Below are 12,515 nucleotides of genomic sequence, written 5' to 3'. Positions count from 1 at the left end.
TTGTGATTGTTCGATTCAGGCGAGATCGACGAAGACGCTTTTGGTCTCGGTGTAGGCGTCGATCACGTTCTTGCCCATTTCCCGGCCCCAGCCGGATTGCTTGTAGCCGCCGAACGGCGAGGCCGGATCGACCACGTTCCAACAATTGATCCATACCGAGCCGGCCTTGAGCTGCGCGGCCACGCGGTGCGCCGAGCGCAGGTCGCGGGTCCACAGGCCGGCGGCAAGGCCATAGGGCGAGTCGTTGGCGCGCAGCACCAGTTCGTCGATTTCGGTCCAGGCCATCACGGTCAGCACCGGGCCGAAGATTTCTTCGCGGGCCACGCAGGCGCGCTCGGCGCGGTCCAAAAACACGCTCGGAGCAATGAAGTGACCACGCTCCAGGTGTTCGGGACGGCCGCCGCCGCAGATCAGTTCGGCGCCCTCTTCCTGGCCCCGCTGGAGGTAACCCTTGACGGTGTTCAATTGCCGCGCGGACACCAGCGGGCCCATGCTGCTGGCCGGGTCCAGGCCATCGCCGAGTACGTGGGCGGCGGCATGACGCTGCAGTTCTTCGAGCACCTGATCAAGCACACTGGCATGCACATACAGGCGTGAACCGGCCGTGCACACCTGGCCCTGGTTGTAGAAAATCCCATCGGCGGCGCCCTTGGCGGCGCGCACGATGTCGGCGTCGGGCAAGATGATGTTCGGCGATTTGCCGCCCAGCTCCAGGGACACCTTTTTCATGTTGCCGGTGGCGGCCTGGGCGATCAGCCGACCGACCTGGGTCGAGCCGGTGAAGGCGATCTTGTCGACGTCCGGGTGCTGCGCCAGTGGCGCGCCGGTGTCGACGCCCAGGCCGGTGATCAGGTTGACCACGCCCGCCGGGAAGCCTGCCGCTTCAATCAGTTGCACCAGACGAATCGCCACCAGCGGCGTCTGCTCGGCGGGCTTGAGCACCGCCACGCAACCGGTGGCCAGCGCCGGACCGAGCTTCCACACGCACATGGTCAACGGGAAGTTCCACGGCACGATCAGCGCACACACGCCCACCGGCTCGCGCAGGGTGTAGTTGAGCATCGGCGCGCCGCTGGCCGGCGAGACGGGCAGCGTGCTGCCTTCGATCTTGGTGGGCCAGCCGGCGAAGTAGCGAATGATGTTCGCCGCGCTGGCCGCTTCACCGCGCGCATTGGCGATCGGCTTGCCGTTCTCCAGGGTGATCAGTTGCGCCAGCTCCTCGCGGTGCTGGTCCAACAGATCGGCGAGGCGAAACAGCAACAAACCGCGCTGCGCCGGTGACTGCAAGGCCCAGGCGCCGGTGAAGGCTGCGCGGGCAGCTGCCACGGCCGCATTCACATCGCGCTCATCGCCCTGGGCGACTTCAGTCAGGGTCTGTTCAGTGGCCGGATTTTCCACGGCAAAGCGACGACCGCCGGCGGCGTCCTGCCAGGTACCGCCGATAAACAGGCGGCCGGGCTGGTCCAGGAACGCCTGGACGGCAGGCAATAATTGGAGCAGGTTCATGGTCGACTCCTTCACAGCGCCATTTCGATCAGGCAAGGCCCGGCATTGGCGGCGGCGTTGGCCAGCGCCCGTTGCAATTCGGCGTTGGTGTGTACGGTGCAGGACGGCACGCCATACCCTTTGGCCAGGGCCTTCCAATCGATACGCGGACTGTCGAGTACGGTCAGCTTGAGCGCCTGCGGGTCGAGCTCGGTCATGCCGAAACGGCGCAGTTCGTTCTGCAGGATCGCGTAGCGGTGGTTGGCGGCAATCAGGATCACCACCGGCAATTGCTCGCGGGCGATGCTCCACAGGGTCTGAATGGTGTACTGGGCGCTGCCGTCCGATTGCAGGCAAAACACCCGGTTGCCAGGCTCGGCCAGTGCGGCGCCAAAACCCACCGGAATGCCCTGGCCGATGGCGCCACCGGTATTGGTCAATACACGGTGCCGCGCGGCACGGGCAGAAGCGGTGAAAAACGGATAGCCGCAGGTGCCGCCCTCCACCGAGACAATGCAGTCGTCCGGCAGCGCGGCGGCCAACACTTGCCCCACCGACTGCGGGCTCAAAGCCGCCTCGCCCGGCGGCAGCTGGATGTCCTGCGGCGTCGGTACATAGGCCGGCGCATCCAGCGCATCGGCCAGCGCGGTCAGCGCCCCGGCCACATCGTCGCCCACTTCGGCCAGCGACAGCAGACGCTCACGCTCAGCCAACCGTGACGGAATACCTTCGTAGCCGAAATAACTGATGGGCTCCACGACACCGGCGCACACAACCTTGTCGTATTGCTCGAGGATCTCAATTGCCACTTCCGGGAAATACGGCAAGCGATCCAGGTCGGGCAAGCCGCCGCCGCGGTAGCTCAGGCGCGGGAAAGTCTCGGCAAACATCCGCACGCCGGGCAGTTGCGCCAGGCGCCCCGCCGCTTCCAGGCCGGCCACTGACAAGCCTTGGTCACCGACGATGAAGACCAGGCGCTGGCCATCGCGCAGCGCCTGGGCCACGGCTTCGATACGGTCGCCGGCAAAGCGCCGGACCGGCGCACGTAGCGGGCTGAACTGCCCATTGTGGGTCGCCGTATTGGATTGCAGGTCCATGGGCAGGATCAAGCTGGCGATCTGGCCTTTGGCTTGCCAGGCGGCGCGCATGGCTTCCTGCAAGTCCTCGCCCACACCGGACGCGGTGCGCGAGGTGCGTACCCAACCGGAAACAGTACCGGCCAGGGCCTGGATGTCGCTGGCCAAAGGCGGGTCGTAATTGACGTGCCATGACGCGTGGTCGCCGATCACATTGACGATGGGCGTGTTGGCGCGCCGTGCGTTGTGCAGGTTGGCGATGCCGTTGGCAAAGCCCGGGCCCAGGTGCGTCAGGGTCATTGCCGGTTTGCCGGCGATACGACCGTAACCGTCCGCCGCGCCGGTGCACACCCCTTCGAACAACGACAACACCGGCTTGAGGGCGGGTGCACTGGCCATGGCGGCCACCAGCGGAATCTCGGTGGTTCCCGGGTTGGCGAAGCAGTATTCGATACCACTTGCCGCTGCCGCATTCACTATTAGTTGTGCGCCATTCATTGTCAGCCCTCTCACTTGAGCGTTTTCTTTGATGAGATTTATCACATATAAAGACACTCATAACAAGATTTAATTTAAGTTAAATCTCTTATTTTGAGATTATGTGCAATTAATACGTTCTCAATATAGAGTGATGACGTGTGGGGGCGGGCTTGCTCGCGAAAGCGGCATGTCAGTCCACACAGCCGTCACTGAAGTACCGTTTTCGCGAGCAAGCCCCGCTCCACATTGGATCTGGGGCGTTTTCGCCTATAGTGCTTACCCGCACGCCTCCCCTTCTCTAGGAACGAAATGAGCAGTCTGAGTAAGTTGTTGAGTGTCCTGGACCTGTTCGGTCCACAGACGTTGAAGATCGACCCGGACACCATCGCCGAGCGCATGAGCCTGTCGCGCGCCACGGCGTATCGCTACGTCAAGGACCTGTGTGACGCCGGGCTGCTGACGCGCGTGGACGCCGGCAGTTACGGCCTGGGGCCCCGCGTGATCGAGCTGGACTGGATGATGCGCCAGTACGACCCCATCCTTCTCGCCGGGCGCGAACTGATGCATGAACTGTCGACGCAGACCGGCCTTGCGGTGTTCGCCAGCGTTTTCTATGACGGGCGCATCATCAACACCTACATCGCCGAACCGACTGACACTTACCACTTCTCCTTCGGGCGCGGGCACCCGCTGCCGTTTTTTCGCGGTGCGCAATCCAAGGTGTTAATCGCCTATCAGAAAGGTCGGCGCTTGCAACGCCTGTTCGAAGAACATATGGCCGGCGACCCGGAAAGTGCCTATGACTGGGCAAGCTTTGCAAAGGCCACGAAGAAGATTCGCAAGGACGGCTATTGCCTGACCCACGATGAACTCAACCTGGGCCTGACCGGCATCGCGGCGCCGATCATCCAGCCGGATATGGACGAAGTGGTGGGCAGCTTATCCGCCGTCGGCAGTACTCAAAGCTTCAGGCTGCTGCGCCAGGAAACCGTGATCGAGATGGTGATGGACACCACGCGACGGATTGCCGAGAACATGCGCAATCAGCCGGGCGCCGCCGCGCCCTGAAGTTGAGGCGCGACAGCCAGGGTGGATCAGAACGGTACGGCGACGGTCACCTGGCTGTATAGGTTGGTGCCATTGCCGACAGCCTGGTTTCCGCCCGTAGTGGAGTCCTGTTTTGGCTTGTAGAGACCGATCAGCGGCGTGATGATCAAGTGTGGGTTGACGGCCCACTCGGCGTACAGGTCCAGCTCCCGCGCACTGAGATTCAGCGCATCGCTTTTGCGCAGCGTGTCGAAGTCGAAGTACAACGCACCCAGGGTCAGGTTTTCCAGCGGCGTGGCTTTGAGACCCACATGCTGGATGCGCGTGTTGCTGTTGAACGGCCCGGCATAGTTGCCGGCGACTTCGCCTTGCAGCCAGGTGCCGTAGCCGGAGCTCAGACCTGTAAACAGCGAATCCCATTTTTGTGAATAGCGGGCATAACGATAGGTAACCTTCGGTGCCCAGGCCACATCGGCAAAGGTATAACCGGCTTCGCCGTACCAGGCTTTTTCCGGTCCGCTGTCTTTGTCCTGCCAGGCGTATTCGAATGCCAGGCTGACGTTCGGCAGGCCCGCATCGCCTTCGCCGCGCACGCTATAGATATTCATACCCTTGCGCTGGCGCTGAAAATCACTCGCCCAGCGATCATTCACATCAATGCCACGCACCCAGGTCAACCCCAGGGTACCGGGCTTGGTGGTGTAATCGAGCGTACCGGCGGCCACTTCGGTTTCAGCCTGGGCGCGGTTGTCGGACTTGAGCCACAACAGGCTGCCATGCAGGCCATCCTTGCCGCCCAAGCGCAGGAACGCGGTCTGATCGAAAGCATGGCGCGCCGCCAGGTAGTAAGCACCGCCCCGGTTCAGCTTGCCATCGGCCGGGCCCTTGCCCAGGTTCGGCCCGTCGTCGTTGATCAGGAAGCCACTGCCGAGCTTGACCACTTGGCGCCCACCGGAAATATCCACACCGTCCTGGCCCAATGCCGGGAACAGATCGCCGGAGCGCCACCCCAGGTAAGCGTCTTCGATTTTGGTGGTGCGTTCGGTGCCCAGAGTGTTGCCGGCCGGGTCGCCGTCGCCCCAAGTGGCGGAGCTGAGCAGGGCGAACGCACCATAGGCGGTGCCGTTGCCCGCCAGGGACTGGTCGCCGCTCAAGCCGTATTTGATAAAGCCTTCGCGCCAGGTTGAGCCACCCGACGTGCCGTCATAGTTCTTGCGGCTGTTGAACATACCGAATACGGCGGTCATGTCTGCGTTGAAATGGCGGCTCTCATCGCTGTACAGCTCGTAGGCCTGGGCCTGGCTGATGGCGCAGAGCGTCAGGGTACAGGCCAATGTACCGTTGAGAAATGAAGTGGAGGGATACCGCATGATCGAAGCTCCTTGAAGTGCGCCTTTAAAGGCTGTCTCAGGTAATTGGCATAACAGGGGCGCAGCCGCGCTGCGCCAGGTTCGCCGAGGCGTTACTCGCCCGCGCGCTTATTGACGAACAGCAACTGCTGGCCGGTGAACTCCAACAGACCTTCAAGGCCGAACTCGACGCCGAAGCCGGACATCTTGCTGCCGCCGAACGGCGTGTTCGGTTGGATCCGGGCGTGGCAGTTGACCCAGGCCACGCCGCTTTCCAAGCGACTGGCCAAGGCCTGGGCCTGTTCGACTTCCGGTCCCCATACCGAGCCGCCCAGGCCCATGTCACCGGCGTTGGCACGGCGCAGCACATCCTCGACGTCGCTGTAAGCGATCAGCGGCAGCACTGGTCCGAATTGCTCCTCGTCCACCAGACGCTGGCCGTCGGTCACATCCGCGACCAACGTAGGCGGATAAAAGAACCCAGGACGGTCCAGACGTGCGCCGCCGCACAACACCCGTGCGCCCTGGGCCCGTGCATCGGCGACCAAGGCTTCAACCAGTTGCAATTGATCGAGGTTCTGCACCGGCCCAAAGTTGACGCCGGGCTCCAAGCCATCACCCACCACCTGGCGTTCAGCAATTAGCGTGAGCGCATCGGCAAAGGCCTGGTACTGGGATTCGTGAATGTACAAACGCTTGAGCGCAGCGCAGGTCTGGCCCATGTTGAGGAAGGCGGCCTGAAAAATCTCCTCGGCCACCTCCTCCACCGGGGTGCTGGGCAATACGATCGCGGCGTCGTTGCCGCCCAGTTCAAGGGTCAGGCGCTTGAGATTGGTGGCCGCGCCGCGCATTACGCTCTGGCCGGTGGCGGTGGAACCGGTGAAGACAATTTTCTGGATCCCCGGGTGCGAGGTGATCGCACTGCCGAACCCCTGCTCGCCGGTCACGCAGTTGATCACACCGTTGGGCACATGCCGCGCAATGATTTCCACCAGGCGCAGGGTGCTCAGCGGCGTCAGGCTCGACGGTTTGCTGATCACGCAGTTGCCGGCGCGCAGTGCCGGCATGATGTGCCACACGGCGATCATGAACGGCCAGTTCCACGGAGTGATGGAAGCCACCACACCCAAGGGTTTGCGGTGCAGCTCAATGCGCTGGGTCGGGGTTTCTTCCACCAGTTCCACGCCAATCTGCTGTTCGGCGGCATAGCGGGTCCAGGCGGCGGCGCCCATGACTTCGGAAAATGCCAGCTCCAGCGGCTTACCTTGTTCGCGCACGATCAACCGGGCCAACTCATCGGCGCCCTGCTCGATATCCTCGGCAATCGCCAACAGACGCTCGCAGCGCTGAGCATGCGAAACATGACGCCATTCCTTGAAAGCCGCCTGGGCGGCGGCCACCGCATCGTCCAGTTGAGCCAGCGAGCCGGCCGGGCATTGGGCAAATGCGGCGCCGGTGGCCGGATTGATCACCTCGAACTGTCCGTTTTCACCGGCAACCTGAACCCCATCGATAAGCATCTTGTAGTGGTGCATGTGTCATCTTCCTTTAACGCTGGCGAGCCTTGCCGGACACCGGCAAGCGAACAGTCTATAGTGTGCAAGGTGCAGTGAGACGGTATCGCTCAATGCCTCAGAGTTTGTGGCTGCCCAGCGCCAGAAAACGCTGCGGCGATACCTTGCGCAGTCGCGCGGCGAGAAAAACCCCGCCCAGCAGCGCCGCTGGAATGACTGCGCATAAGGCGTAGGACAAGAGCTGGCTCGCGCCGGTAAGCACATCGAAATGCACCACCGCCAGCACCAGCACCATCAGCAAGGCCAGGCAGGAGAAAATCGGCAGAATACGCCCCCGCCAGATGCCGACGTTGAGTTCGGGATGCCGGTGGAAATACACACACACCGAGATCGAAGTCATCGCCATGAGCAAAATGACGCACAGCGTGGCGAGGTTGGAGAACCAGGCGAACAGTTGCAGGATCGGATCCGCATCCATGGCGGCGAAGATCAGCACCACGACTGCGGCGATCAGACTTTGCAACGCCGAACCCATATGCGGGCTTTGGTGCACACGGTGGGTGGTACCCAGCAAACTGTGCAGCAGACCGTCCCGGCCGATGGCGTAGAAATAGCGTGCCGCGGCGTTATGAAACGCCAGCAGCCCGGCGTAGATGCTGACCATGAACAGCACGCGGATAATTTGCGTCAGATAGGGGCCGACAAAGTGGTCCGACATGCCGTAGATGAAGGTGGTCGGGTCCTGCAAGGCTTGCAGCATCGGCACGATTTTATCCGATCCTACGCCCACCACCATCGACCAGACTGACAGCGCGTAGAACCCGCCGATCAGCAGCACGGAGCTGTAGGTGGCAATCGGAATGGTGCGGTGTGGGTTTTTCGCTTCTTCGCCGTAAATCGTAGTGGCCTCGAAGCCGATAAAGGCCGCGAAGCAGAACAGCAGGCCGATCGACGGAGTACCGCTGAACACGTGCCGGCTGGTGAAGGAGTCGAGATTGACACCGCTGTCGCCGCCGGTCTTGAGAATCGCGACATCCAGGGTCAGGATCGCCAGGTATTCGGCAATCACCACCACCGACAATACGCGGGCCGACAGATCGATCTTGCGATAGCCGAGGATCGCGATGCTGACCATCGCCATCAGCGAGTAGGACCACCAGGGCAACACCAAGCCGTACACGCTCTCCATGGTGCCACTGACCACACCACCGAACATGCCATAGAGGCCAACTTGCAGGATGTTATAGGCAAACATCGCCAGCACACCCGCCGCCCCTCCGGCCAGGCCACCCAAGCCACGCGAGGTAAAGGCGTAGAAACCACCGGCGTTGGTGACGTGGCGAGCCATGGTGGTGTAGCCGACCGAGAACGCCACCAGCACCAGCAAGGCGAGCAACAACAACGCCGGGGTACCGGCACCATTGCCCAGCATGATGCCAATCGGGAATCCTCCTGCGATGACGCTGAGCGGACTCGCCGCCGAAATCACGAAGAAGATGATAAAGCCGACACCCAAGGCGCCACGCTTGAGCTCCGTGGAGCTGTTGACCGGGATAGATAGACTCATGTTCTTAACCTTATTGTATGAGGCAGTCGCTGTGGTGTAGGTCCGATCAAGGCGCTATCGGTACCAGGTAGCGCTTTTGTTTTTGGGATTGCACGCTGTATTCGATGCTATGCCCCCCCACGAACAACCCGCTATCCCAAATCGGTAACATCGCCGGTGTCACATCAGACCGACAGATACCGGCCTTCAGGACCGATTTGGGATAACGGAGCCCCTCTGCATTCAGGCATGCTAGGTCCAGCCCCCTATTCTGGATGCCAGCCATGCCCTTTACTGACTCCAAGCGCCGCTGGCTGATACTGGCCATAATCTCCAGCGCATTACTGCTTATCGTCATTGACATGACGGTGCTGTATACCGCCTTGCCCACACTGACACGAGAGCTAGGGGCCACGGCGTCACAAAAGCTCTGGATCATTAATATCTACGCGCTGGTCGCCGCCGGACTGTTGTTGGGCATGGGCACCCTCGGGGACCGCCTTGGGCACAAACGCCTGTTTATCGGTGGCCTGGGCGTTTTCGGCCTGTTCTCGCTGATCGCTGCATTCTCGCCGTCGGCCAGCGTATTGATCGGCGCCCGTGGTTTCCTCGCGGTCGGCGCAGCGATGATGATGCCCGCTACGTTGGCGCTGGTGCGTTTGACGTTTACCGACCCGCGCGAGCAAGCCATGGCGTTCGGTATCTGGGCCTCAGTAGCCTCCGGGGGCGCCGCATTCGGCCCCGTAGTGGGTGGGCTTTTGCTGGAGCATTTCTGGTGGGGCTCGGTGTTTCTCATCAATGTACCGATTGTGCTGCTGGCTCTGCTGCTCGCAGCGACAGTGATTCCCGATCACCCGGGGAATGCGCAAAGACGCTGGGACTGGCTGGGTTCGCTGCAGGTCATGATCGGCTTGATCAGCGTAGCTTATGCGGTCAAGGAACTGGGTAAACGGCACCCCTCCTTCGAAGCCATGCTGATTGCGCTCGTCTTGGGCACGTTATTTCTGACGCTTTTCATTCGACGTCAGCGGCGTGCCGATCAGCCGATGCTTGATCTGACGCTGTTCCGCGCGTCAGGCTTCAGAAATGCAGTGATTTCAGCAGTGGTATCAGCCGCCGCCTTGATCGGCATGGAACTGGTATTCAGCCAGCGCCTGCAACTGGTGCTGGGCCTGTCGCCGCTGGAGGCGGCGCTGTTCATCCTGCCGCTGCCGCTGGGTTCGTTCGTCGCCGGACCGCTTGCCGGGCATTACCTGCCGCGCCTGGGAGAGCAGCGTATGCTGTTCTGGACGCTGCTGCTCTCAGCCGCTGCGATGCTCACCTATTTGCTGGCGCACAACGCCGCAGCGCCAGTGCAGATCGTCAGCCTTGCGCTGCTGGGCTTTACGATGGGCGCAGCGCTGACCGCAGCGTCCAGCACGATCATGCTCAGCGTGCCCGCCGACAAAGCCGGCATGGCCGCCTCCCTTGAGGAAGTATCCTTTGAACTGGGCGGCGCCGCGGGCGTGACGCTGGCGGGCAGCCTGTTATCGGCAATCTACACGTACTCGGCGAGCCAGACGATTGCGCCATGGCTGGCCCTGAATCCCATGATCTTCGAGAGCCTCGACGATGCGCTGGTGGTTGCCGCGACGTCTTCGCCCGAACACGTCACGATGCTGACCGAGTTAGCCCGTGCGGCGTTCGACGCAGGTTTCGTCGCCGTGCTGGCGGCCTGTGCGGCATTGTTGCTAATGGCAGCGCTGCTGGTCAGGCCACGTAAACTGTTGTCATGAATAGGTGACAGCAGCCGATGTAGTGACACATCCAATAAAAAGTCGGTGGTCCCAAACCAACCGATGATCGATCAACACGCTGTTCACCTGTGAGATAGCCAAATGCTCGACGCCCTTTCCATCCGCTTGAAAATCGTCCTCTTGTCCGGTTTGTGCCTGCTTGGCGTGATCGGCCTGATCGTCGGCATGAACCTCTATCAGGGTAACCAGAACAACCGGTTGATCAGCACCTCGAGCAGCAGGATGCTGACCGAAAGCGGCGAAACCCTGCTGCTGGCCAGGGCCGCGGAGCAGGCAACGAACCTGCAAAGAGTCTTCGGCAATAGCCTGCAGATCATCAGCGCTTTTTCCGACCAGGCGGCCAACTTACGCACCATGGCCGCCCAGCGGGGGTTGGCGGCCGCTACATTGCGTGAGGAACTTAACCTGGCGCTCAAGACGACGTTCGAACGCAATCCGCAGGTTCTAGGGCTTTGGCTGGTTTACGAACCTGATGCGCTGGATGGAAAAGACCGTGAGTTCGCCAACGACGCCGCACGCGCCTCCAACGAAGATGGACGGTTTGCCAGCGCCTGGAATCGCGGCGCAGGCGAAGCGATGAATATCCTGATCCCTGAAAGCGACTTGCAGAAAACCGAACTGAGCATCAGCGGCACGCCTTATAACAGTTGGTACACCTGCCCACGAGATACCCGAAGCACTTGCCTGATGGCCCCTTATGCCGACACCCAGGCCGGACAGGTTCAACTGATGACCACGCTGTCGATGCCCCTGATCGCCGATGGCAAGGTCGTCGGCACCCTTGGGGTCGATCTCGCGCTCGGCGCTCTGCAAGCTGCCGCCAGCGATGCTCAGCGTACGCTGTTCAACGGTTCAGGGCGCATGCTGATTGTTTCCGACAGTGGTGTACTTGCCGCTTACAGCGCGGACGCGAGTCAGATCGGAAAAAACATCAGCGTTCCTTTGGCAGAGGATGGCAAAGCAGTGCTCACCGCATTGAAACAACAAAAGCCGGTAGTGCTGGCACGTGATGACCTGATTCGCGCTGTCTACCCCGTTGCGCCAATGCCCGAAGCGGCGGCGTGGGGAGTGGCTATCGACCTGCCGAAGGGCGTCCTGCTGGCGGACTCAATGAAGCTTCAGGCCTTGCTTGACCAGACGCAAACCCGCGACATACTGGAGTCGCTGCTGGTCGCCATCGGCGCAGGGTTGTTGGGCCTGCTACTAATCTGGTTCACCGCCTCCGGTGTGACACGCCCCATCAACAGTGTCGCTCGAATGCTCAAGGCGATTGCCAGCGGCGACGGCGACCTGACCCAGCGGTTGGATTACCGCAAGAAAGATGAACTGGGCGAACTGGTGAACTGGTTCAACCGGTTTCTCGACAAACTGCAACCCACCATCGCGCAGCTCAAGCAGAGCATCACCGCAGCGCGCGGCACCGCCGACCAGTCTTCGGAAATCGCGCGCCAGACCAGCGAAGGGATGCAGGTACAATTTCGCGAGATTGATCAATTGGCAACCGCTTCCCACGAAATGAGCGCTACTGCGCACGAAGTCGCCAACAGCGCGTCAAACGCAGCCCTGGCGGCCCGGGGCGCAGACCAGGCGTCCAAAGAAGGCATAACCATCATTGAGCGAAGCACCCGTGACATCAACGCGCTGGCCAGTGATGTCAGCAAGGCCGTAACTGAAGTCGAAGCTCTGGCGATCAACAGCGAACAGATCGGCTCGGTGCTGGAAGTGATCCGTAGCATCGCCGAACAGACCAATCTGCTCGCCCTCAACGCCGCGATCGAGGCCGCACGGGCCGGGGAAAGCGGCCGGGGTTTTGCGGTGGTTGCCGACGAAGTACGCAACCTTGCCAAGCGAACTCAGGATTCGGTAGAGGAAATCCGTTTGGTGATTGAGCGTATCCAGACCAGTACGCGTGGCGTAGTGGCAACCATGCACTCAAGCCAGACTCAAGCCCAGAGCAACGCCAGCCAGATCCATCAGGCCGTGGAGGCGCTCGGTAAAATCAGCAACGCGGTTACGGTCATCAATGACATGAACCTGCAGATTGCAAGCGCGGCGGAAGAGCAGAGCGCGGTGGCCGAGGAGGTCAATCGCAACGTCTCGACCATCCGCGGCGTGACCGAGACACTGACTGAACAGGCCGCCGAGTCGGCGCAGATCAGCAGTCAGCTCAACGAACGGGCCAACCAGCAAATGAAACTGATGGACCAGTTCCGCGCCTAGAA

The 12,515-nt window shown here is 61.5% G+C and carries 7 protein-coding genes and 2 pseudogenes; 4 read left to right on the top strand and 5 right to left on the bottom strand.

The features are described from left to right. Window positions 1–15 precede the first annotated feature (15 nt). Together C4J93_RS10480 and C4J93_RS10475 are read right to left on the bottom strand one after the other, a co-directional pair. Window positions 16–1,506 carry an aldehyde dehydrogenase family protein gene (locus C4J93_RS10480; RefSeq protein ID WP_124362227.1) on the bottom strand — a complete coding sequence of 497 codons (1,491 nt, stop codon included), beginning with the start codon at window positions 1,504–1,506 and terminating at the stop codon, window positions 16–18. Window positions 1,507–1,517: 11 nt separating this feature from the next. Next, the gene (locus C4J93_RS10475) at window positions 1,518–3,059 is read right to left on the bottom strand and encodes an acetolactate synthase large subunit (RefSeq protein WP_124362226.1); all 1,542 of its coding nucleotides are present in this window, start codon (window positions 3,057–3,059) and stop codon (window positions 1,518–1,520) included. Between the two features lie 291 nt (window positions 3,060–3,350). Between C4J93_RS10475 and C4J93_RS10470 the strand changes: the two genes are divergently transcribed. Beyond that, on the top strand, window positions 3,351–4,109 hold the full coding sequence (locus C4J93_RS10470; RefSeq protein WP_124362225.1) for an IclR family transcriptional regulator: 759 nt from the start codon (window positions 3,351–3,353) through the stop codon (window positions 4,107–4,109). 26 nt (window positions 4,110–4,135) lie between these two features. On the opposite strand, the gene C4J93_RS10465 is transcribed toward C4J93_RS10470, so the two are convergent. From C4J93_RS10465 to C4J93_RS10455, 3 genes are all read right to left on the bottom strand, one after another. Then, on the bottom strand, window positions 4,136–5,458 hold the full coding sequence (locus C4J93_RS10465) for a hypothetical protein (protein ID WP_177412824.1): 1,323 nt from the start codon (window positions 5,456–5,458) through the stop codon (window positions 4,136–4,138). A 92-nt stretch (window positions 5,459–5,550) separates the two neighbouring features. Continuing rightward, on the bottom strand, window positions 5,551–6,972 hold the full coding sequence (locus C4J93_RS10460; RefSeq protein WP_124362224.1) for an aldehyde dehydrogenase family protein: 1,422 nt from the start codon (window positions 6,970–6,972) through the stop codon (window positions 5,551–5,553). 97 nt (window positions 6,973–7,069) lie between these two features. Further along, window positions 7,070–8,518 (bottom strand): APC family permease, encoded by a 1,449-nt coding sequence (locus C4J93_RS10455; RefSeq protein ID WP_124362223.1) that lies wholly within the window; start codon window positions 8,516–8,518, stop codon window positions 7,070–7,072. Between the two features lie 263 nt (window positions 8,519–8,781). Between C4J93_RS10455 and C4J93_RS10450 the strand changes: the two genes are divergently transcribed. The 3 genes and pseudogenes from C4J93_RS10450 to C4J93_RS27655 form a co-directional block, all read left to right on the top strand. Beyond that, window positions 8,782–10,272 carry an MFS transporter gene (locus C4J93_RS10450; protein WP_124362222.1) on the top strand — a complete coding sequence of 497 codons (1,491 nt, stop codon included), beginning with the start codon at window positions 8,782–8,784 and terminating at the stop codon, window positions 10,270–10,272. Window positions 10,273–10,374: 102 nt separating this feature from the next. Beyond that, a pseudogene (locus tag C4J93_RS27660) lies at window positions 10,375–11,607 on the top strand (chemotaxis protein); the annotation flags it as partial. Between the two features lie 381 nt (window positions 11,608–11,988). Beyond that, window positions 11,989–12,513, top strand: a pseudogene (locus C4J93_RS27655) (methyl-accepting chemotaxis protein); the annotation flags it as partial. Between the last annotated feature and the right edge of the window lie 2 nt (window positions 12,514–12,515).

This window comes from Pseudomonas sp. R2-37-08W (assembly GCF_003851705.1).
GTDB lineage: Bacteria > Pseudomonadota > Gammaproteobacteria > Pseudomonadales > Pseudomonadaceae > Aquipseudomonas.
The sequence above is the reverse complement of the archived record's forward strand: the minus strand, read 5'-3'. Positions and strand labels throughout refer to the sequence as shown.